The organism is Kribbella sp. NBC_00382 (assembly GCF_036067295.1).
Classification (GTDB): domain Bacteria; phylum Actinomycetota; class Actinomycetes; order Propionibacteriales; family Kribbellaceae; genus Kribbella.
Genome location: NZ_CP107954.1, coordinates 6,568,095 through 6,588,921, shown reverse-complemented (window position 1 = coordinate 6,588,921; position 20,827 = coordinate 6,568,095). Strand labels below are relative to the sequence as shown.

Here is a 20,827-nt window from a genome sequence, read left to right as displayed (position 1 = left end):
GGTTCCTGCAACCGGTACAGCTCGGCGTGTCTTGCTTTTCGGGCGCGCGCCACGGCGTTCTGGTTTGGCCGGATCGGGCAGAGTTGGTGCATGAGCTACCCGACCCCAGCGCGACGCACCCGCGGTGTCGTCGACGGCGCCAAGATCAGCAGCGGGCTCAAACTGCTGGTCCTGCTCGTCGGGCTGATGTGGCTGAGTGAGACCGTCGACACCGCCCTGAACGGCCGGCTCGATCAGTACGGGATCATCGCCCGCGACCCGCAAGGGCTGTTCGGCATCCTGACCGCGCCGTTCCTGCATCTGGGGTTCGGGCACCTGATCTCCAACACGCTGCCACTCGTCACGCTCGGCGCGCTGATCGCGGTCAGCGGCGCGATGCGGCTGTTCGCGGTGACCGCGATCGTGACCACGCTCAGCGGGCTCGGCACCTGGCTGATCTCGCCGCCGCACACGATCACGATCGGCGCGAGCGGGCTGGTCTTCGGTTATGCGGCGTACCTGATCGCCCGCGGGCTGTTCAACCGCCGCCTCGGCCAGGTGGCGGTCGGCGCGATCGTCATCATCGTCTGGGGCAGCGCCCTGCTCAGCAGCCTCCTCCCACAAGACGGCATCTCCTGGCAAGGCCACCTCTGCGGCGGCATCGCCGGCATCTTCGCCGCCTGGGTCCTGTCCGACGACCGCCCGAAAGCGATCGCCCAGCGCCCGGTGATTTGACGTCCGCCCGGCGCTGCGATTGGCTGCGCCGGTGAGCCTCCGGATCGAGCACGTCACCGACGGACCAGGCCTGGCCGACTGGCAGTTCGTGCACAACGAGATCATCCCGACGGACCCGCTGCCGCTCGACGTCGTCCGGGAGCGCGCCCAGCACCGCCGCCTGACGGTCGCGTACGACAACGACGTACCGGTCGGGTGCGCGACCGTGCGGCCACCGGAAGAAGACACCCCGGCCGCGACCCTGATCGTCCGCGTACTGCCCGCCCACCGCCGCCAAGGCTTCGGCGACGAGTTCTACGCAGCCGAGCTGCCGCACGCTCAGGCGCTGTCCGACTTGGTCGAGACGATCGTGCTGGAGTCCAACCAGGACGGGCTGCGCTTCGCCTTGGCCCACGGCTTCGTGGAGACCGAGCGCTACCTGCTGCCGGGCGACACGATCCCCTTCATCACGCTGCGCTCAGCCGATTGTTGAGAGGTCGGTGTTGGCGCCGCAGATGATTGCGACGACACGCTCTCCTTCGGCTGGTTGGTAGGCGCCGGTTTGCAGGGCGGCGTAGGTGACGGCGGCGCCGTGTTCGACGGCGAGTTGGTAATCGCGCCAGAGGTCGTTGCGGGCGGCAACGATTGAGTCGTCGGTGACCAGGACCGACTTGACGTTGTTCGCCCGGACGGCCTCGAAGGCGAGGGCTCCGAAGCGGCGGGCGCCCAGGGAGTCTGCTGCCACACCGCCGACCTGTACGTCGGTGAGCTCGCCCGCGGCGAGGGTCTTGGCGAGGGTGGGAGCCAGCTCGGGTTCGATGCCGATGACCTGGGCGCGGTCTCCGAGGGCCGTCGCGATGCCACCGATCAAGCCTCCTCCGCCGACTGCGACCAGCACGGTGTCGAAGCTGACGTCCTCGAGCAGCTCCAGCCCGATCGTGCCCTGACCGGCCACGACCTCCGGCTGGTCATACGCGTGCAGCAGCAACGCGCCGGACTTCTCGGCCTCGGCGACGGCGGCTTCGTACGCCTCGGCGTACTCGTTCCCGATCTGCACCACGTCCGCGTCGAGAGTTCGCAGCCGCGCGACCTTGGCCGCCGGCGCCGTGGTGGGGACGAAGATCCGGGCCGGTACGCCGAGCTCGCGAGCGGCGTACGCGCCGGCCAGACCGGCGTTGCCACCCGACGCGGTGACGATGCCCTGGCCGGTGAGCGTGCCTTGCTCCTTCGCGACGAGTAACCGGTTGAACGCGCCCCGCGGCTTGAACGAGCCGACGTGTTGCAGGAGCTCCAGCTTGAAGGTGAGCGTGGGCGAGACCCGCAGTACCGGAGTACGGCGGACGCGGCCGGCGATCCGGTCCGCGGCGAGCTGGATGTCGGTACGAGTCACGGTCATGTGTTCCACCTTGCCACGCGGATCAGGACTACCGTGGTGCGAGCTTCACCGATGAGTTGGAGGCGACCCGATGGGTGCATACGAGGACAGTCACCGCCGCAGCCTGGCCGACCCGGAGGGGTTCTGGCTCGAGGCGGCCGGCGCGATCACCTGGACGCGGCCACCCATGCGAGCGCTGGACGACTCGGCGGCGCCGATCTACCGGTGGTTCCCCGACGGCGAGCTCAACACCTCGTACAACGCGCTCGATCGCCACGTCGAGGCCGGGCACGGGGACCGGACGGCGCTGATCTACGACTCACCGGTCACCGATCACGCGCACAGCTACACCTACGGCGAACTGCGCGACGAGGTGGCGCTCTTCGCGGGCGCCTTGCGTGAGCTCGGCGTGGGCAAGGGCGATCGGGTGATCGTCTACATGCCGATGATCCCGGAGGCAGTGATCACGATGCTGGCCTGCGCCCGGCTCGGCGCGGTGCACTCGGTGGTGTTCGGCGGGTTCGCGCCCAAGGAGCTGGCGGCGCGGATCGACGACGCGACGCCGAAGGTGATCGTCGCGGCCTCCTGCGGGATCGAACCGGCCCGGCTGGTCGAGTACAAGCCGATCGTGGACGCCGCCCTCGAGCTCGCCACGCATCAGCCGGATCGGACCGTGCTGCTGCAGCGCGAGTTCATGCCCGGCCGGCTCGGCGAGCGCGATGTCGCCTGGGCCGACGCGGTCGCCAAGGCCACTCCGGCCGATCCCGTGCCGGTCGCGGCGACCGACCCGCTCTACGTGCTCTACACGTCCGGTACGACCGGGAAGCCGAAAGGCGTCGTCCGCGACAACGGCGGTCATGCCGTCGCGCTCGCCTGGAGCATGGGAGCCGTGTACGACATCAAGCCCGGCGACGTCTGGTGGACCGCATCGGACGTCGGCTGGGTCGTCGGCCACTCGTACATCGTCTACGCGCCACTGCTCATCGGCGCCACGACCGTCCTCTACGAAGGAAAGCCAGTCGGTACTCCGGACGCCGGCGCCTTCTGGCGAGTGATCTCCGACCACGGCGTGAAGGCGCTCTTCACCGCGCCGACCGCGTTGCGGGCGATCAAGAAGGTCGATCCCGAGGCGAGTGAGCTGGCGAAGTACCGGCTGGAGGGGTTCAGCACGTTGTTCCTGGCCGGCGAGCGGCTCGACCCGGAGACGTATCACTGGGCCCACGACAAGCTCGGCGTACCGGTGGTCGATCACTGGTGGCAGACGGAGACCGGCTGGCCCATCGTCGCGAACCCGCGTGGGCTCGAGCCGTTGCCGGTCAAGCCGGGGTCGGCGACCGTGCCGCTGCCTGGGTGGGACGTGCAGGTGCTCGACCCGGACGGGTCCCAGCTGCCCGCGGGGGAGGAGGGCTCGATTGCGATCAAGCTGCCGCTGCCGCCCGGGGCGTTGCCGACGCTGTGGGGCGATGACCAGCGCTACATCGACAACTATCTGAGTCGCTTCGACGGGTACTACCTGACCGGCGACTCCGGGTATGTCGATGCCGACGGCTACGTCTTCGTGATGGGCCGGACCGACGACGTGATCAACGTGGCCGGGCATCGGCTGTCGACCGGGAGCATGGAGGCGGTGCTCGCGGCGCATCCCGCGGTGGCCGAGTGCGCTGTGATCGGGGTGCATGACGCTTTGAAGGGGCAATTGCCGCGTGGGCTGGTGGTTCTGAAGGCTGGCGCGACGATCGCGCCCGAGGTGCTGCAGGAGGAGTTGGTGGCCGCTGTGCGCCGGGATATCGGTCCGGTGGCGGCGTTCCGGGACGTGTCCGTCGTTGACGCGCTGCCGAAGACGCGGTCGGGCAAGATTCTCCGCAAGACGATGCGGGGGATCGCCGACGGCCGCGACGAACCGGTCCCGTCGACGATCGAGGACGCGAGCGTGCTCGACGCCCTCCGCTCGATCCTCCGGCGCGAACCCTGATCTGCGGCCTTGCCTTGGCCTGACGTGAGCGTCAACTAGGCTCGGGGTATGCGAGTCGTGATTGCTGGTGGACATGGACAGATCGCGCTGCGGCTGACGAAGCTGCTCGCCGCGGACGGGCATTCGGTGGTCGGGCTGGTGCGCAACCCCGCGCACGAGGCCGATATCGCGGCGGCCGGCGGCGAGGCCGCGGTACTGGACCTCGAGTCCGCTGACGTCGAGTCGGTGGCGAAGGTACTGGAAGGTGCTGACGTCGCGATCTTCTCGGCGGGCGCCGGTCCGGGCAGCGGGAACGACCGCAAGGACACCGTCGACCGTGGCGCGGCCGGCCTTCTCGCCGATGCGGCCGAGCAGGCCGGCGTACGGCGTCACATCCAGGTGAGCTCGATGGGCGCCGACCGCGTCGACCAGCTGGATCCGGCCGACACGTTCACGATCTACCTGAAGGCCAAGAAGGCCGCCGAGGACGACCTGCGTGCCCGGGACGGCCTCGACTGGACGATTCTGCGCCCGGGCGCGCTGACCAACGACCCCGGTACCGGCCTGGTGCTGCTCGCGGACAAGACCGGTCGCGGCAGCGTCACCCGCGACGACGTCGCGCTCGTCCTGGCCGGCCTGTGCGACACCCCGGCCGCGATCGGCCGCACCCTGGAACTGATCGGTGGCACCACCCCTGTCGCCGAGGCATTGGCCACTCTCTGACGTTGCTAACAGCAACAGATTGCGATGGATATGGGCGACGACAACCGTCGGCACGTGCAGTTCGAGCGCACCGCCAACAGCAAGTACGAGGTCCGCAACGTCCGCGGCGGCAGCCTCTCGGTCGGCTCCGGCGCCGACACCGACTTCACCCCGGTAGAGCTGTTCCTGGCCGCGATCGGCACCTGCTCGGCGATCGACGTCGACGTGGTGACGAGCCGCCGCGCCGAGCCCACCGAGTTCCGCGCCACGGTCAGCGGTGACAAGGTCCGCGACACCGAGCAGGGCAACCGGCTCGAGAACCTGGCGGTCGAGTTCACCGTCAGGTTCCCCGAAGGCGAGGACGGCGACAAGGCCCGCGAGGCGCTACCCCGAGCCGTCAAGATGTCCCACGACCGGCTGTGCACTGTCAGCCGCACGGTAGAGCTGGGCACACCGGTCACCACCACGCTCTTCGACTGAGCTACCCCAGGGAGTGGCGCTCCAGGCGCCACCCCGCAGTACGGGTCGAGCGGCGCACCTCGCCCACGGTACGGACCTTGCGCGGAGTGCTCCACGCCTGCGACGGCTTGTGGAGCGCGTAGCCGTCCCCGAGCGAGACGGCAGCGTGCTGCACCAGGTGAGTGCTGGTGTCACGCCACACCAACACAGTGCCCGGTACTTCGTCGCGCCCGCCGCGGCTCGTGTGGTCAGCCAGCCACTGCTCGAACGGCTCGCGCTGCATCCACGTGTGCTCGGCGCCCTCTACACCGGCCGCGGCCATGACCGTGCCGAAGCAATTCGCTCCGCTGCCCTCAGGCCAGGTGCCGGCCAATGCCCGGGCGCTGGGGAGCAGCTTCGGCCAGGTCCGTACCTCGCGATGGCGACTCGGGTGCAGGTCTTCGCTCACGATGGCCGGCAGCACCTTCGCCGCTCGGGATCCTTGGAGCAGGGACTTCCACCAGACGAAGCGGTGGCCGTCGGCCTGTGACTTGATCTCCAACCCCAGTACCTCGCGCCATCGGCGTACGGACGGTACTGCGTCTCGGCCGTTGACAACCTGAGCCCGGACCAGCCCAGCCCTGGTTGCCTGGGGCAAGCTCAGGAAGCCGGCCTCGTCCAGCCAGACCGAGCGGAGCCGGCTCTCGAGGTTGTAGGTGCGGTAGGTGTCGCGGAGATTCGGGTCCGGCTCGGTGTCGTCCTGCGGAAGCTTCCAGCTCCGGAGCTGCTTGGCAGTCACGTAGAAGGGCTGCTTGTCCGGAGCGAGCCAGTCCACCCAGTTCTTGAGCAGGACAGGGGAGACCGGGATATCGAGGACGCGCATCACAACTCCGGGGGCGGGGCTTGGGGGCCGCGGTAGGGCTGGGTCTCGCTGTAGACGAGGTTGGTGGTGGTGCTGCCGAACTCGGTCAGTTCGTTGACGAGTTGCTCGAGGTGGGCCATCGAGCCGGCCGCGACCTTCAGCGTGTAGCAGTCGTCGCCGGTGGTCCGGAGGCACTCGAGAATCTCGAAGCGACGCTCGAGCAGCTTCTTCAGCGGATCGTGCTTGTTGCCCGGATACTTCAGCCGTACTACGGCCAGCACGGCGAACCCGACCTTCGCGAGATCGACGTCGGCCCGGTAGCCGCTGATGACGCCGGTCGACTCCAGCCGCTTCAGCCGCTCGGTGGTCGCCGAGGCGCTGAGATTGATCCGGCGGCCCAGCTCGGTCAGCGGGATCCGGCCGTCGCGTTGCACCTCGACCAGGATGGCCCAGTCGGTCGGATCGAGAGTCACGGTCATCAGGTCAATCTACCGACGAATCCATGGTCGCGAACCTGGTTTTCGACGAGGAATCTCTTCAGGCACGGCCTTTCGGCTGGATAGCCTGAGGGGGTGCAACTCGGTGTGAACGTCCCCAACTTCGGCCCCGGTACCGACCCCGGCCGACTCCGCGACTGGGCCCAGACGGTGGAGGGTCTCGGCTACGGCCGGCTGCTGGTCTCCGACCATGTCGCGATCACCCCCGACGTGGCTTCGCAGTACCCGGCGCCCTTCTACGAACCCTTCACCTTGCTCAGCTGGCTGGCCGGATTCACGAGCATCGGACTCGGTACGACGGTGCTGATCGCGCCGTACCGGCATCCGCTGCTGGTCGCCCGGATGGCGGCCAACCTCAACGCGTTGAGCGGCGGGCGCTTTGTGCTCGGGCTCGGTGTGGGGTGGGCTCGGCAGGAGTTCGAAGCGCTCGGTGTCGACTTCGCTCGGCGTGGGAAGCTCACCGACGAGTTGATCCGCGATGTCCGGGCGGCCTGGTCCGATGACGATGATTACCGCGCTGGTGACATCCCGATCTGGGTCGGCGGTGGGAGCGACGCCGGGCTGCGCCGCGCAGTACGGCTCGGAGATGCGTGGCATCCGCTGCGGCAGCGCGTCGACCGGATGCGTACCGGGCTCCAGCGGCTGAAGGAGCTGGCCGATGAAGAGAGTCTGCCGGTACCAGGCTTCGCGCCGCGGATTCTGCTCCGGCTCACGTCGCTGCCGTTGCCGGAGGGCGAGCGAGTCGCGGGGGAGGGATCGCTCGACCAGGTGCTGGGCGATCTCGAGGAACTGCGGCTGCTGGGCGCGACTTCCGTAGTACTGGACCCGTTCAGCGGTGATCCGGCCGAGACCGAGCGGCCGCAGAACGCTTGGAAGGACCTCGCGACCGTCGCGGCGTCCTGGAACGATGATGGAGTGGAGAAACAGTGACCCCCTCAGCAGAAGATTTCCTGCGCCGAGCGATCGCCTTGGCCGCGACGGCCCGGGAGTCAGGGAACCCGCCGTTCGGCTCGCTGCTGGTCGGGCCCGACGGCACGGTGATCGCCGAGGACCACAACACGAGCATCACCGACAGCGACATCAGCGCGCATCCGGAGCTCAAGCTCGCCAAGTGGGCCGCACGGGAGCTGGATGCGGAGACAGCGGCCGGCACCACGATGTACACGAGCTGCCAGCCCTGCGGCATGTGCACCGGCGCGATCGAGCGCTCCGGGCTCGGGCACGTCGTCTATGCGCTATCCGGTGATCAGCTCAACGGGCTCAAGCCTGGCGGCGGCTTCGCTGCCGTCCCACAGGAAGGCCCTGCCCTGTACGACGAGGCACGGGTGCCCGTGGACGGGTACTACAACTGACTTACGCTCTGCCCAGCTCGGTTGGCTGGGCAGAGCGCAGTACTAGTTGGGCGTCAGGCAGAGCGTGTACTTCGCGTTCCGGTCCGTGTACGACACGGTCGAGTCCTGGAACTTGGCGCACTGGTCGCCGTCCACGGTGTTGTCGAGCTTGCCGATCACCTTGTAGTCCGCGTCGCTCGACGAGCAGTCGACGACCTTCACGTTCGGCTTGTCCGCGGTGCCCTTGTTGTAGACGCAGGAGCCGATCGTGGCCTCGGGGGCCTTGTTCAAGTTGGCGACGACGATCAGCGCGATCACGGCGATCGGGATCAGCAGGCCGAGCACGGCCGGGCGCTTGAACAGCGGTTTGCCCGGATCCATCGGGCGGCCGGGCGCGTTCGGGGCCGGCTCGGGCAGGTTCTTGAACTTCGAGGAGGTACCGAGGTTCACGAGCATCGTGATCGGGTTGATGATCATCGACCCGATGCCCCACCAGCCCTGCCACATGCTCTTCGCGGTCATGTCACGGGTCGCCGCGGTGCCACAGGTCTTGCAGAACGGGCCCTGCAGCTTCAGGAACCGCATCATGATCAGGAAGCCCTGGTGTCCGCGCACAGTCGCCGCGACTGCCGGCACCCCACCACAGAACCGGCACTGCACCTGCCCCGGCTGTCCCTGCGGCATCTGCTGCCCCTGCGGGAACTGCCCCGGCTGGCCAGGCTGCGGCGGCGCATAGTTCTGCTGCGCGTACTGCTGCTGCCCGTACTGCGGAGCGCCCTGACCCGGTTGCCCGTACTGCGGCTGCGGAGCGCCTTGCCCCGGCTGTCCGTACTGGGGAGCGCCCTGAGCGGGCTGGCCGTATTGGTCCGGCTGTGCCGGTGGGTACTGCGGCTGACCTTGGGGCTGGCCCGGGGGCGGGCCGTACTGCGGGAATTGCTGAGGGTGCTGGCCCGGTTGCTGCGGGTTCGGAGGGTACTGCTGGCCGGGCGGCGGCGTAGTGGTCACAAAGTTTCCTGTTAACTCGATTCGGGAAAAACCGACACCGCACCCTACTCACCGGTCCGGTCCACCAGCACCCTCCGGTATGAAACGGTGACCTGGTGACCGAGTCAGCCGCACCTCCCGAAAAGCCCGTCAGCGTCAGCATCGGCCCGCTCGAGCCGGCCGACCGCAAGACCTGGGAGGAGCTCTTCGCCGGCTACAACGAGTTCTACGGACGCACCATGCCGGTCGAGTTCTTCGACCGTTCCTGGGCCGAATTCACCGCCGGCACCCGGATGCACGCGCTGGCCGCCAGAATCGACAGCGAGCTGGTCGGGATCGTCCATTTCCTCACCCACGCGAGCACGACGTCGGCCGACGCCTGTTACCTGCAAGACCTCTTCACCACCCCCGCCGCTCGTGGCCGCGGCGTCGGGCGCGCGCTGATCGCCGCCGTCACCGACTGGGCCCGCACCCAGAACTGCGGCCGCGTCTACTGGTCGACCCACGAGTCCAACGCGACCGCCCGCCGCCTCTACGACCAGGTCGCTGACAACCGCGGCTTCATCATCTACTCGATCCCGCTGTAGCGAGCCGCCAACTCCTTGCCGAGCCGAGCGAGTTCGGCCTGGACGGACGGCGGATCCAGTACTTCGACCATGCGGCCCCACCCGGCCAGATGCTGGGCGATCATCAGGGGAGAGGGCGCCGTCAGCCGCAGCTTGATCCGCCCGTCATCCACCGGGCCGATCACCTCGACATGCCGCCCGTGCCGATCCTGCATCACCCACAGGAATCGCTCCTCGATCAGCAACGTCGCCGCCAGCAACGACCGCTGCTGCTCCATCTCCTCCACCACCCGGCTCCACGCCTCGGCCAGATCGAAGTCGTCCGGCCGCTCAGCCCGTACGCCGGTGAGCTCAGCCTCCGCGATCCGCTCCACCCGGAAGGTGCGCTGACCCTTCTCGGTCCCCGCGATCAGGTACCAGATGTCGTCCTTGTCGATCAGCCCGAGCGGATCGACCAGTCGTTCGGTCTCGGTGCGGCCGCGGCCGGCGTACCGGAGTCTGACCTTGACCCGGCGGACGACGGCATCCTGCAACCGGCGGACCATCTCGGGCCGTTCCTTGACGTGCTCACCCCAGCGCGCCGAGTCGATCACCACCGCCTCGGCAGCGGCTTCGGCATCCGCGCGGAACGTGTCGGGCAGCGCCCGCACCAACTTCCTGAGCGCGGCCTTCGCCTCTGGCGCGACCGATGCGGCAGGCCCGACGAGCAGGAACAACGCCTGCGCCTCCGTCGCGTTGAGCCCAGTGAGATCCGTCCGTGCTCCACCGAGCAATGACCATCCACCGTTGCGCCCAGGCTGTGGATAAACCGGGATCCCAGCGGTCGACAACGCCTCCAGATCTCTGCGGGCCGTCGCCACCGAGATCTCCAGCTCCTCGGCCAATTCGGCCGCGGTCACCCGACCGCGCGCCTGCATCAGCAACAAGGTCGCCACCAACCGATCAGCCCGCATGCACCGATCCTCCCAAACAAACTGCTCACCGAGTGACTACTTTGCCGGGGTTTTGTCGGTGGCCGTTCCTAGCATTGGTGCGAACAGTCGGCGAGCGGTGGAAGGGGACAGTCATGACGACGCTGGAGGGCCGGACGGGGTCCGCGCTGGTCGTGATCGACGTGCAGAACAGTGTGATGGAGGGTGCGCACGACCGGGATGCCGTGATCGCGAACATCGCCACGCTGGTCGACAAGGCGCGCACCGAGGACGTACCGGTGATCTGGGTGCAGCACTCCAGCGAGAACATGCCGATCGACAGCGACGGCTGGCAGTACGTCCCGGAGCTCAAGCTGGGGGAGTCCGAGCCCGTCGTCCACAAGCTCTACCCCGACTCCTTCGAGGAGACCGACCTCGAATCGGTCCTCGCCGACCGCAACATCGGCCGCCTGGTCGTCACCGGCGCGCAAACCGACGAGTGCATCCGCTCGACCATCCACGGCGCGATCGTCCGCGGCTACGACACCCTCCTGGTCAGCGACGCCCACACGACCGAGGACCTCTCCGAGTGGGGCGCACCGACCCCCGACAAGGTCATCTCCCACACCAACCTCTACTGGACCAACCACCAAGCCCCCGGCCGAACCGCCGGCACCGCAACAACCGCAGAGGTCGCCCTCGGAGATTCACCTTCACACTGACGCTCCGGGGTGCTTCGGGGTGGGGTTCAGGTGATGGGGAGACTTGCGGCATGACCTTGGATGAGCGGCAGCGTGAGCTTCTTGCTGAGTGGTTGCCGCGGGGTGAGGTGGTGAGGGACCTCAGCTGGGGGCTGGTTGGGACGACTGTGCTGGAGTTGCTGCAGGACGGGGATCGGTACGTTGCCAAGGCGGGCGACGATGCTGACAGCCACATTGCCCGTGAGGTGCAGGCGCATCAGGCTTGGATGGAGCCGTGGACTGCTCAGAAACGGGCTCCGGAACTCATCCGCGGTGATGAGAAGGCCAAGCTGCTCGTCACGCGGTACCTGCCGGGGGAGTTGGTCGAGGGCACTGACCACGAGCTCCAGCCGGAGACCTACCGCCAAGCGGGCGAGTTGCTCGCCCAACTCCACCGCCAACCCGCCATCAACGGCGACTTCGAGGCGGGGGAGAACCAGAAGGCGCTCGCTTGGCTCTCGAAGCCGCACCGGATTGCGCCCGACGTGGTCGATCACCTCCGCATGCTCATCGACTCCTGGCCGACATCGGCTGTCGAGTTGGTACCGACGCATGGCGACTGGCAGCCCCGCAACTGGCTGATCCACGACGGCACGGTCAGCGCGATCGACTTCGGCCGGGCCGGCCTCCGTCCGGCTTACACGGACTTCGGCCGCCTAGCTGCCCAGCAGTTCCGCACCGACCCAGCGTTGGAGCGCGCCTTCCTTATCGGCTACGGCGCTGACCCCCGCGACCCCGACTCCTGGCACCGCCAACGCGTCCGCGAAGCCATCGGCACCACAGCCTGGGCCCACCAAGTCGGCGACGAATCCTACGAACAACAAGGCCTCCGCATGCTCACCGAAGTCCTCGAAACCGAAGGCCCCTGAGCCGCACGAGCCGCTAGCTCGTCTGAGCCGCGACTCAGGCGGCGACCTGTACGCCGAACATCCGCTCGGCATTGCGTAGCGACTCCTCGACGACTGCTCGGCCGTTCTCGATCATCTCGGACTCGTAGGTTGCGAGGTCACCGGCGACCAACGCTTGCGTGAGGCGGGCCGCATCCCAGAGTGCGGTGTTGGCGCCGGCTCCGGCAGCCGGAGTCATCGGGTGGATCGCGTCGCCGAGCAGCGTCACCCGGCCGGTCTGCCACGGCTCGATTCGGGTGCTGGTGCGCAGCGTGATCGGGAAGGACGCCCCAACGTCCGCGGCGGCGACCAGTCGCTGGATCGTGGGGTGCCAGTCGCGCGTACGGCGTACGACTAGATCCCAGAGCCCTTCAGGCGAAAGCGCGAACAACTCCTCATCAGGCACACCCAGTACCTCGTTCGTGCCGGTCAACACCGCCATCAGGTAGTCGCCGTACTCCGCCGGCGCAGTCCGAAACAACACCGGAGCGAAGGCCAGTCCCGGCCCCGCGCCATCCGTGACGAAGTTGAAGCCACGCAGGAACGCCGCCGGCACCACCGAGCGAATGGCGTCAGTCAGCGGGATCTTCCCGTAGACACAGCGCACCCCGATGTCGACGATCGGGAAGTCCGGCAGCAACTGCGCCCGAACCCGCGACCCGATCCCATCAGCCCCCACCAGCACATCGGCCGTCGCCGACGTACCGTCCGTGAACCGAAGCTCCACCCGCCCGTCAGCCGTCTCGCGATAGCTCTCAAACTCCCGCCCGAACTCCAGCACCCCGTCGAGCCCGGTCATCAACGCCCGCCGGAACGCGTACCGATCGACCGCACTCACCGTGTCCGGACCAGCCCCCGGGAACGTCTGCTCGAAGGTCGGATTCAACTGCCCATCGAACCCACCGAGCAGATCGCCAGCGTGCGAAGAGGTCTCCACAACCCGGCGAAGCACCTCAGCCGGTAGCACCGCAGCCAACGCTTCCTCACCAACCGGACTGATGTGGATGCGATACCCCTGCTTCCGATTGAGCGGCGACTCGTCCCGCTCGTACAACTGCACCGACACCCCAGCCTTCGTCAGCCCCTGCGCCAGCGCCAATCCACCGATCCCGCCACCCACGATGGCGACCTGCAGCGAAGTACTCATCAGCTCCCTCTCCTTTTAATCACCCGTCAGAAAGACTCTATCATCCGGCCGGCTGAGTAAATCAAACCTGAGCTACCATCGGCCCATGACGCCCAGGCGAGCACCGGCAGCGGACGAGCGGCAGCGGGACGCCGAGCGCAGCAAGCAGCAACTGCTGGACGCCGCGGTGATCGAGTTCGGCGCTCGCGGCTTCAGCGGCGCCCGGGTCAGCGAGATCGCGACGCGAGCGGGCGTCAACAAACAACTGATCTCGTACTACTTCGGCGGCAAACAAGGCCTGTACCAAGCCGTCACGGAGCGCTGGCGCGCCGGCGAACCCGCCCTCGCCGAGCCTGCGGCGACGCTGGGGGAGTTGGTAGCCGCCTACGCCCGCGAGTCCCAGGCCCAGCCGGACCTTGCCCGCCTCCTAGTCCGCCAAGGCGTAGACCAGGACACCAGCGCAGGCGACGAGGCCGAGCAATCAACCCGCTTCCAGCAGGTCCTCGCCGACATCCGCCACCGCCAATCCAACGGCGAACTAGCCCCAGACCTGGACCCGGCCTACACGACCCTCGCCCTCTTCGCGATGTCCGCGGCCCCCATCACCTTCCCGCAAATAGCCCGAGCCCTAGGCCTCGACCCCGACAGCAAAACCTTCACCGACCAGTACGCCGATCAACTGATCCGCCTGGTAGCACACCTCGCGTCCTGATCTAATCGTGTTGCTCGACGAACCTCGCAGCGCCTAGCGTCAAGGTATGACGTCTCAGCTGGTCGCACTTGGGTTCGATGCCAATGATCCGGTCCGCCTCGCGCGGTTCTGGGCCGGTGTGCTCGGCCGCGAGGTGGCCGAGGACGGCGTCACGTTGCTGGCGGGGGAGGGCACCGAGTTCCCGATCCGTTTCCTGCCGACCGAGGCGGAGAAGACCGCGCCCAACCAGATGCACTTCGATCTGACGAGCGATTCGCTCGAGGCTCAGGAGCAGACGGTGGCCCGGGCGCTCGAGCTCGGCGGGCAGCACATCGACATCGGCCAGACACCCGACGACGGTCACGTGGTACTGGCTGATCCTGAAGGCAACGAGTTCTGCGTGATCGAACCGGGCAACAACTTCCTCGCGAACACCGGAGTCATCGGCGCATTGTCGTCCGACGGCAGCCAGGCCGTCGGGTACTTCTGGAGCGAGGCACTGGGCTGGCCACTGGTCTGGGACCAGGACGAAGAGACCGCGATCCAGTCGTCCCGCGGGGGATCGAAGATCAGCTGGGGTGGCCCGCCAGTACGGCCGAAGACCGCGAAGAACCGCCTGCACCTCGACATCGCCCCGCCCGCCGGCAGCGATCAGCAGACCGAGGTCGACCGCCTGATCTCTCTAGGTGCCAAGCGCAACGAATCCAGCGCGGGGGACGACGGCGCGATCCCGATGACCGACCCCGACGGCAACGAGTTCTGCGTCCTCGCCGCCCAGTAGGTCAAGCGCGCCCGAGCTGGTCGCGGCGGCGGGTCAGGTAAGCAGTCTCAGCAGTGTTGCCCGCCAGCTCGATGGCCTTGTCGTACGCCGCCCGCGACTCCTGACTGCGACCCATCCGGCGCAACAAGTCGGCGCGCGTCGCGTGGTACGCGTGATAGCCAGCCAACTTGTCGTCGAGACGATCGACAGCCGCCAGCGCGACCTCCGGACCGTCGAGCTCGGCGACCGCGATGGCCCGGTTGAGCACCACGATCGCTGACGAGTCGAGGCGGACGAGTTGGTCGTACAAGGCAACAACCTGCGACCAATCGGTATCGCCAACCGCGCGGGCGGACGTGTGCACAGCGTTGATCGCCGCAAGAATCTGATAGCGCCCCGGAGCCACCCCACTGGCCAGCCGCTCGCGCACCAGCCGATGACCCTCGCCGATCATCGTCACATCCCACGCACCACGATCCTGCTCCACGAGCGTGACGAGCTCGCCGGTCGAGGAAACCCGGGCGGTACTACGAGCCTCAGTGAGCAGCATCAGCGCCAGCAGGCCAGCGACCTCACCGTCGTTCGGCATCAGCGCACGGATCAGCCGGGTGAGCCGGATCGCCTCGGCGGTCAGCTCGTGACGTACAGGATCGGTCTCGGCACCGGTTGCCAGATATCCCTCGTTGAAGACAAGGAACAAGACTGCCAGTACGCCGGACACCCGGGTGGGCAGGTCCTCAGCCGACGGCACCCGGTAGGGGATTCGGGCTGCCTTGATCTTGGCCTTGGCGCGAGTGATCCGCTGACCCATGGCGGTCTCCTGCACCAGGAAGGCACGGGCGATCTCAGGCACGGTCAGGCCGCCGACCATGCGCAGCGTCAGCGCCATCCGGGTCTCCATCGCGAGCGCCGGGTGGCAACAGGTGAAGATCAGCCGGAGCCGCTCGTCGTCGATCGCGCCAAGGGACTCGGGTGGTTCGTCGTCGGACAACATCTGAGCCTCCTTGTGCTTGTCGTCGCGTTTGCTCTCGCGCCGGATCCGGTCGATGGCTTTGCGGTTGGCGGTGGTGGTCAGCCAGGCGCCGGGGTTCGGCGGTACGCCGTCAGCCGGCCACTTCTCGACGGCGATCGCGAACGCCTCGGCCGCCGCCTCCTCGGCGATGTCCAGGTCACCGAATCGTCGGGCCAATGAGGCGACGACCCGCGCCCACTCCTCGTGGTGGACTTGGGTGATCGCCGTCTCGACCTCGCTCACAGAAACGGCCGCACCTCGACCCGCCGGTTGCAGACCTTCGATCCCTCGGCCGCGAGCTTGAGCGCCGCATCGAGGTCAGGAGCCTCCATCACCCAGAACCCGGCGAGGAACTCCTTCGACTCGACGAAGGGGCCGTCGGTGAACACCGTCTCGGCGCCGCGGTTGTCGATCACGGTCGCTGCACTCGGCGCCGCGAGTCCGCCAGCGAAGACCCAGTTCCCGTCGGCGATCATCTGTTCGTTGAAGACATCGATCGCGGCGCGCTCGTCCGGCGTACCGGCGTGGGTCGCCTCGTCCGCGATCACAGAAACCAAGTACTGCATCTCATCTCCCGTACCTCGTGCAGCGGCCTGTCCGGCCACCACTCACCCCTGCAACGAACGCCCCATCGCCGATCCGACACACTCCCGAAAAGAAGTGCATCGTAGCCGCCAGACGGAGCAGAGCGACCTGACCCAAGAGGGGCTGGCTCCGTGTTAGTTGACATAATGTCAGTTATCGGACATCCGGGGTCAGGCTTGGAAGAGGGGCCTTGAGGACTGGAATGCTTGTCGCCGCAGGAATGTCTGGGCGTCCACTGCAGTTCTGTGAGCGGCATCCTAAGCGACCTGAGTGGCGGACCTGTTGGACGGAAACCAGCTGGCGAGCAGCTAGTGAATGGCGCGAAGCCGGTGAAGACGGCGGATCAGCCTGGTCAGTTGCTGGATTCCCCCAGAAGCCTCAGCCACCCGGCTGGCTCTGTTGTTTCATGCATAATCACCATTATGCAGCAGTTGCTTCACTTACTTGTTGCCTGAAGCAAGGAAAAGATTCGGGGGAGTCAGGCACTCTCGGGAAATGTCGGTGGCGGTCGGTAGAACTCCCCCATGAAGGTTCTCGCAGCACAGTCGGCGTTCTTCGCTGCCCGGCGTCCTCGCAAGGACTCCCCCCACACCACCGACGCCTACCGCCGCGACCTGGCCGGCATCACCACTCTGCTCTGCGCCAACCTCGATCGCGACCTCGAAGAACTCGAGGTCGACGACCTCAGCGCCCACGCATTACGCGCCGCGTTCGGCGCCTTCGCCGACGGCCACGCCAAGAGTTCCGTACTGCGCGCCTGGTCCACCTGGAACCAGTTCCTCACCTTCTGCGTGTCCGACAACCTACTGGCCGGCAACCCGATGGGAGCAGTGGCCAGACCCAAAACCCCTCCCCTCTCCCCCAAGCCTCTCCGCGGCGAGGACACTCCGGAAGTGCTCCTGCGCTCAGTCGCCGACGGCGCCCGCCAATCCCGCGACCCGTGGCCGGAGCGGGACGTCCTGGTCATAGCTCTCGGCCTCGTCGCAGGTCTGAGATCCGGCGAGATGCGCACCCTGACAGCCGATTCGCTGGCCGGCCGCCCTGGTGAGATGCGGCTGCACATCCACGGCAAAGGCAGTCGCGACCGATCCATCCCGGTCGAGCCGATCATGGCCAAAATCATCGAGACGTACGTCGAATCGTGCGCAGAACGCTTTCCCCGCAAGCGATTCAGCCGTTCCACCAAGCTGCTGCTCGACCGTACCGGCGAGCCGATCGGCCGCGGCGGCCTCGAGTACCTGGTGAAGTCCTGCTACCGCTGGGCAGGTCTGCACGATCGGGTACCAGCCGGCGCGAATCTCCATGCGCTACGCCACACGTTCGCCACCAGGCTCGCTGAGGACGGCGCGACCGCCACGGAGATCATGCGATTGCTCGGACACGCCAGCCTCGCCACCAGCCAGAACTACATCGAAGCCACCGGCCGCGAGCAACGAGCCGCGGCCGCCAGCAACCGTACGTACCGATCCCTCGACCAAGTGATCAGTCCACCGATCGACGAGGACATGTCAATGGACTAGCTTGCTTCTGACCCGCCATCGAGCAGTGCTGTGAGGAGACCCGATGTACCGAAGGCTTGTCATCAAGCTGTCCGGCCAGGCGATCGCGGGATCGGCCGAGTTCGGCTTCAACAGCGACAGCCTGACCCATCTGGCCCGTGAGGTGATCGCCGTGCACGAGACCGGCGTTCAGGTGGCCGTGGTGGTCGGTGGCGGGAACGTGTTCCGTGGCAACCGGGCCGAGGACTGGGGTATCGACCGGGTCGAGGCCGACAACATCGGCATGCTCGGCACCGTCATCAACGCGGTGCTACTACGCGGCCGGCTCTCGGCGCTCGGCGCGAAGAACGTCCGGCTGATGACCGCGATCCCGATCAACAACCTCGCCGAGCCGTACATCCGGCTGCGCGCCCTGCGCCACCTGGAGAAGGGCGGGATCGTGTTGCTGGCCTGCGGGAACGGCCAGCCGTTCCACACCACCGACTATCCGTCGGTCCAGCGCGCGATCGAGCTGAGCGCCGACGCGCTGCTGGTCGCCAAGAACGGCACCGACGGCGTCTACGACGCAGACCCGAACAAGGTCGAGACCGCCCGCCGCTTCGACCGCCTCAGCTACCAGGAAGTCATCGACAAGGGACTGGGAGTGATGGACCAGAGCGCCTTCATCCTGGCCCGCGACCACGCACTCCCCCTCCACGTCTTCGACATCGACCACGACGGCGCCGCCGCCGCGATCAGCTCAGGCGCTCACATCGGCACCCTCATCGACTGAGCTCAGGGCGCACCGACCTGGAGCTCGGTCGACAGTGGGAGGTCGGATACCGACGAGCCGCCGCGGAGGGTGAAGGTGCCGGGCTCGATCGTCCATGCGTTGTCCCAGTACTCGAAGGTATGGGGGTGCAGGGGGACGGTAATCTCGCTGGTTTCGCCTGCCTCCAGGCGTACGACGGCGAAGCCGGCCAGCCACCGGGCCGGGCGATCCACGGTGCTTTCGGGGCGTTCGGCGTACACCTGGATCACGTGTTTGCCGGATCGCTGGCCGGTGTTGTGGACGGTCACCGAGACAGCGGTCGCGGAGGCACGGAGGCCGGACAGCGACCAGGTCGTGTAGCCGAGGCCGTGTCCGAACTCGAAGGCCGGTTCGGTCCCGGCGCGGAGCCACGCGCGATACCCGATGTGGATGCCTTCGTCGTACCGGACAGTCCCATCTTTCGGGGTGACGTCGATGACCGGTACATCGGCCTCATCACGCGGCCAGGTCGTGGGGAGCCTGCCGCCGGGCTCGACGACGCCAAGGAGCACGTCGGCCAATGCGTTGCCGTACTCCTGGCCGCCGAAGTACGTGACCAGGAGGGCGGCGACATCGCCACGCCAGGGCAGCAGGACGGGCGAGCCTGCGTTGACGACCACGACCGTCCGGGGATTCGCTGCGACAACGGCTCGTACCAGCTCGTCCTGACGGCCGGGAAGCGCGAGGGTGGTTCGGTCGTGGCCCTCGGATTCGACCTTGGAGTTGGTGCCGACCACCACGACCGCGACGTCCGCGGCCCGGGCGGCCGCGACGGCCTCGTCGATCAGCGCCTGCGGGTCCGAGCGGTCCGGCTCGACGCCGACGGTGATGCTCAGAGCGTTTCCGAGACCACCTTCGGACCTCGCCAGGTCCAGTTCCACGCGGACGTCGACCGGCTGGCCGGCGATCACGTCGAGCGGGGTGGAAGTGGATGGCGGTGAGAGCAGGGCAGCGCCGAGGTCCGTGCCGACCGGTACGACGGTGTCCTCACGGAGAAGTTTGCCGTCCGCATAGATGCGGCCGCGGCCGACCGAGGCGAACCCGAGCAATACTGCGCCGGACTCCCCCGGCGTGTACGTCGTACGGAACTCGAAGACCGACGTGTCGCTGACCGGCGCGTTCCCGCCGAGGTAGACGAGCGCGCTGGAGAAACGATCCTCCGCGAACAGCTCGGACCCGTCCTCAGCCAAGAAGCGGACCCGGGCGCCGGGCTGGCCGGTCTCCGGGTTGGTCATCGTCGACAACGGCAACTCGGAGACACCTTCTTGGACCACTGCGCCGATCGAGTACGTCACCTCGGTGTCAGGAAGCGCCGCACGGAGTCCGTCGAGCGGTGAGACCACCGATGCCGGGATGACGGTCGCGCTACCGCCGCCCTGGGTCCGCGCGTCCCGCGCGTTATGCCCGATGACCGCGATCCGCTGGAGGGTGGCGGCGTTCCAGGGCAGCTCATCGGCGTTGCGCAGCAGGACCGATCCTTCGGCCGCGGCCGAGCGCGCGAAGGCGACGGTGTCGACCTCCGGAACCTCGACCGGCTTCCCGAATCCTTCGAGGGCGCCGACCCGGGCCGCCAGCGCGAGCAGGCGCAGTACCTTCCGGTCGATCGCGTTCTCCTCGACCTCACCCGACCGCACAGCGTCGACCAAGGCGTCGCCCCAGGCCCCGATCGGCCCCGGCATCGCCAGGTCCTGCGAGTGTTTCGCGCTCTCCACGCTGCGTACGGCGGTCCAGTCGCTGACGACTACGCCGTCGAAGCCCCACTCGCTGTTCAGCGGAGTCTCGAGCAGTTCGTTCTCCGACGCGGTAGTGCCGTTGATCGAGTTGTAGGCGCTCATCACCAGCCACGCTTTGGATTCGGTGACCGCCTTCTCGAAGGCGAGCAGGTACACCTCGTGCAGCGCACGCTCGCTGACCACGACGTCGGCGGTGAAGCGGTCGGTCTCGAAGTCGTTCGCGACGTAGTGCTTCGGGGTGGCGCCGACGCCGAGCTCCTGTACGCCGGCCACGTAGGCGGCGGCGAGCTCGGCGGTCAGTACAGGATCCTCGCTGAATGCCTCGAAGTGACGCCCGCCAAGGGGCGATCGGTGCAGGTTGATCGTCGGGCCGAGGACGATGTCGACGCCTTTGCGGCGGGCTTCGAGTGCGGACACCACGCCGTACCGGTGGGCGACGGCGAGGTCCCAGGACGACGAGAGTGCGGTCGCGGACGGGAGGTTGAGCGAGGGGTCGCGCTCGTCCCAGACCGGGCCGCGGACACCGCTCGGGCCGTCGGACAGCACCATCGACCGCAGCCCGATACCGGGCTGCGGGTGGGTCGACCAGAAGTCCTGGCCGGTGAGCAGCTGGACCTTCTGCTCGAGCGTGAGGCGACCGAGGAGATCGGTGAAGTCAGCGGGTGTCGGGCTCATGCGTTTCACTGTAGGCGCG

Annotated in this window: 24 protein-coding genes; 15 read left to right on the top strand and 9 right to left on the bottom strand. The window is 67.6% G+C overall.

What is annotated here, in order from left to right; genetic code table 11:
* Nucleotides 1–90 precede the first annotated feature (90 nt).
* Both OHA70_RS31290 and OHA70_RS31285 read left to right on the top strand, forming a co-directional pair.
* Nucleotides 91–714, top strand: a complete 624-nt coding sequence (locus tag OHA70_RS31290; protein ID WP_328323663.1) for a rhomboid family intramembrane serine protease — start codon at nucleotides 91–93, stop codon at nucleotides 712–714.
* 31 nt (nucleotides 715–745) lie between these two features.
* Nucleotides 746–1,186, top strand: a complete 441-nt coding sequence (locus OHA70_RS31285; RefSeq protein WP_328323661.1) for a GNAT family N-acetyltransferase — start codon at nucleotides 746–748, stop codon at nucleotides 1,184–1,186.
* Here the strand turns inward: OHA70_RS31285 and OHA70_RS31280 are convergent.
* The gene (locus tag OHA70_RS31280) at nucleotides 1,172–2,089 is read right to left on the bottom strand and encodes a threonine/serine dehydratase (RefSeq protein ID WP_328323659.1); all 918 of its coding nucleotides are present in this window, start codon (nucleotides 2,087–2,089) and stop codon (nucleotides 1,172–1,174) included. The genes OHA70_RS31285 and OHA70_RS31280 overlap by 15 nt on opposite strands.
* A gap of 70 nt (nucleotides 2,090–2,159) precedes the next feature.
* On the opposite strand from OHA70_RS31280, the gene OHA70_RS31275 reads away from it, so the two are divergent.
* From OHA70_RS31275 to OHA70_RS31265, 3 genes are read left to right on the top strand one after another with little or no spacing between them, the layout of a single operon-like run.
* Entirely contained in the window at nucleotides 2,160–4,040 is a 1,881-nt protein-coding gene (locus tag OHA70_RS31275) for a propionyl-CoA synthetase (protein WP_328323657.1), read from the top strand.
* 48 nt (nucleotides 4,041–4,088) lie between these two features.
* Nucleotides 4,089–4,742 carry an SDR family oxidoreductase gene (locus tag OHA70_RS31270; RefSeq protein WP_328323655.1) on the top strand — a complete coding sequence of 218 codons (654 nt, stop codon included), beginning with the start codon at nucleotides 4,089–4,091 and terminating at the stop codon, nucleotides 4,740–4,742.
* Nucleotides 4,743–4,796: 54 nt separating this feature from the next.
* A complete protein-coding gene (locus OHA70_RS31265) occupies nucleotides 4,797–5,201 on the top strand; it encodes an OsmC family protein (protein WP_328323653.1) in 405 nt (134 codons plus the stop codon).
* A 1-nt stretch (nucleotide 5,202) separates the two neighbouring features.
* Here OHA70_RS31265 and OHA70_RS31260 read toward each other — a convergent pair whose 3' ends face one another.
* Together OHA70_RS31260 and OHA70_RS31255 are read right to left on the bottom strand one after the other, a co-directional pair.
* Nucleotides 5,203–6,042, bottom strand: a complete 840-nt coding sequence (locus OHA70_RS31260; RefSeq protein ID WP_328323651.1) for a hypothetical protein — start codon at nucleotides 6,040–6,042, stop codon at nucleotides 5,203–5,205.
* On the bottom strand, nucleotides 6,042–6,500 hold the full coding sequence (locus tag OHA70_RS31255; RefSeq protein ID WP_328323649.1) for an Lrp/AsnC family transcriptional regulator: 459 nt from the start codon (nucleotides 6,498–6,500) through the stop codon (nucleotides 6,042–6,044). The genes OHA70_RS31260 and OHA70_RS31255 overlap by 1 nt, the downstream gene beginning before the upstream one ends.
* 93 nt (nucleotides 6,501–6,593) lie before the next feature.
* Between OHA70_RS31255 and OHA70_RS31250 the strand changes: the two genes are divergently transcribed.
* Both OHA70_RS31250 and OHA70_RS31245 read left to right on the top strand, forming a co-directional pair.
* Nucleotides 6,594–7,448: an LLM class flavin-dependent oxidoreductase gene (locus OHA70_RS31250; RefSeq protein ID WP_328323647.1), complete on the top strand. Its 855-nt coding sequence runs from the start codon at nucleotides 6,594–6,596 to the stop codon at nucleotides 7,446–7,448.
* Entirely contained in the window at nucleotides 7,445–7,870 is a 426-nt protein-coding gene (locus OHA70_RS31245) for a nucleoside deaminase (protein ID WP_328323645.1), read from the top strand. Before OHA70_RS31250 ends, OHA70_RS31245 begins: the two co-directional genes overlap by 4 nt.
* Before the next feature lie 42 nt (nucleotides 7,871–7,912).
* On the opposite strand, the gene OHA70_RS31240 is transcribed toward OHA70_RS31245, so the two are convergent.
* The gene (locus tag OHA70_RS31240) at nucleotides 7,913–8,437 is read right to left on the bottom strand and encodes an LppU/SCO3897 family protein (RefSeq protein ID WP_328323643.1); all 525 of its coding nucleotides are present in this window, start codon (nucleotides 8,435–8,437) and stop codon (nucleotides 7,913–7,915) included.
* 15 nt (nucleotides 8,438–8,452) lie between these two features.
* On the opposite strand from OHA70_RS31240, the gene OHA70_RS31235 reads away from it, so the two are divergent.
* Together OHA70_RS31235 and OHA70_RS31230 are read left to right on the top strand one after the other, a co-directional pair.
* On the top strand, nucleotides 8,453–8,869 hold the full coding sequence (locus OHA70_RS31235; RefSeq protein WP_328323641.1) for a hypothetical protein: 417 nt from the start codon (nucleotides 8,453–8,455) through the stop codon (nucleotides 8,867–8,869).
* Between the two features lie 80 nt (nucleotides 8,870–8,949).
* Complete coding sequence (locus OHA70_RS31230) at nucleotides 8,950–9,420, top strand: GNAT family N-acetyltransferase (RefSeq protein WP_328323639.1); 471 nt, start codon at nucleotides 8,950–8,952, stop codon at nucleotides 9,418–9,420.
* On the opposite strand, the gene OHA70_RS31225 is transcribed toward OHA70_RS31230, so the two are convergent.
* Nucleotides 9,402–10,352, bottom strand: coding sequence for a helix-turn-helix transcriptional regulator (locus OHA70_RS31225; RefSeq protein WP_328323637.1), 951 nt, complete (start codon nucleotides 10,350–10,352; stop codon nucleotides 9,402–9,404). The two genes, OHA70_RS31230 and OHA70_RS31225, sit on opposite strands and share 19 nt — an antisense overlap.
* A gap of 113 nt (nucleotides 10,353–10,465) precedes the next feature.
* Here OHA70_RS31225 and OHA70_RS31220 point away from each other — a divergent pair, with 113 nt between their 5' ends.
* Nucleotides 10,466–11,032 carry an isochorismatase family protein gene (locus OHA70_RS31220; protein ID WP_328323635.1) on the top strand — a complete coding sequence of 189 codons (567 nt, stop codon included), beginning with the start codon at nucleotides 10,466–10,468 and terminating at the stop codon, nucleotides 11,030–11,032.
* A gap of 50 nt (nucleotides 11,033–11,082) precedes the next feature.
* Nucleotides 11,083–11,919 carry an aminoglycoside phosphotransferase family protein gene (locus OHA70_RS31215; protein WP_328323633.1) on the top strand — a complete coding sequence of 279 codons (837 nt, stop codon included), beginning with the start codon at nucleotides 11,083–11,085 and terminating at the stop codon, nucleotides 11,917–11,919.
* A 34-nt stretch (nucleotides 11,920–11,953) separates the two neighbouring features.
* On the opposite strand, the gene OHA70_RS31210 is transcribed toward OHA70_RS31215, so the two are convergent.
* Nucleotides 11,954–13,084, bottom strand: a complete 1,131-nt coding sequence (locus tag OHA70_RS31210) for an FAD-dependent oxidoreductase (protein WP_328323631.1) — start codon at nucleotides 13,082–13,084, stop codon at nucleotides 11,954–11,956.
* Nucleotides 13,085–13,169: 85 nt separating this feature from the next.
* On the opposite strand from OHA70_RS31210, the gene OHA70_RS31205 reads away from it, so the two are divergent.
* Together OHA70_RS31205 and OHA70_RS31200 are read left to right on the top strand one after the other, a co-directional pair.
* Nucleotides 13,170–13,775 (top strand): TetR/AcrR family transcriptional regulator, encoded by a 606-nt coding sequence (locus tag OHA70_RS31205; RefSeq protein WP_328323628.1) that lies wholly within the window; start codon nucleotides 13,170–13,172, stop codon nucleotides 13,773–13,775.
* Between the two features lie 46 nt (nucleotides 13,776–13,821).
* A complete protein-coding gene (locus OHA70_RS31200; RefSeq protein ID WP_328323626.1) occupies nucleotides 13,822–14,535 on the top strand; it encodes a VOC family protein in 714 nt (237 codons plus the stop codon).
* 1 nt (nucleotide 14,536) lies between these two features.
* Here OHA70_RS31200 and OHA70_RS31195 read toward each other — a convergent pair whose 3' ends face one another.
* Together OHA70_RS31195 and OHA70_RS31190 are read right to left on the bottom strand one after the other, a co-directional pair.
* Nucleotides 14,537–15,769, bottom strand: a complete 1,233-nt coding sequence (locus tag OHA70_RS31195; protein WP_328323624.1) for an RNA polymerase sigma factor — start codon at nucleotides 15,767–15,769, stop codon at nucleotides 14,537–14,539.
* Entirely contained in the window at nucleotides 15,766–16,092 is a 327-nt protein-coding gene (locus OHA70_RS31190) for a YciI family protein (protein ID WP_328323622.1), read from the bottom strand. The genes OHA70_RS31195 and OHA70_RS31190 overlap by 4 nt, the downstream gene beginning before the upstream one ends.
* Nucleotides 16,093–16,635: 543 nt before the next feature.
* On the opposite strand from OHA70_RS31190, the gene OHA70_RS31185 reads away from it, so the two are divergent.
* Both OHA70_RS31185 and pyrH read left to right on the top strand, forming a co-directional pair.
* Entirely contained in the window at nucleotides 16,636–17,631 is a 996-nt protein-coding gene (locus OHA70_RS31185) for a tyrosine-type recombinase/integrase (RefSeq protein ID WP_328323620.1), read from the top strand.
* 43 nt (nucleotides 17,632–17,674) lie between these two features.
* Nucleotides 17,675–18,382 carry a UMP kinase gene (gene pyrH / locus OHA70_RS31180; protein WP_328323618.1) on the top strand — a complete coding sequence of 236 codons (708 nt, stop codon included), beginning with the start codon at nucleotides 17,675–17,677 and terminating at the stop codon, nucleotides 18,380–18,382.
* A gap of 2 nt (nucleotides 18,383–18,384) precedes the next feature.
* Here the strand turns inward: pyrH and OHA70_RS31175 are convergent, their stop codons facing one another.
* Nucleotides 18,385–20,808 (bottom strand): beta-glucosidase family protein, encoded by a 2,424-nt coding sequence (locus OHA70_RS31175; protein ID WP_328323616.1) that lies wholly within the window; start codon nucleotides 20,806–20,808, stop codon nucleotides 18,385–18,387.
* Nucleotides 20,809–20,827 lie beyond the last annotated feature (19 nt).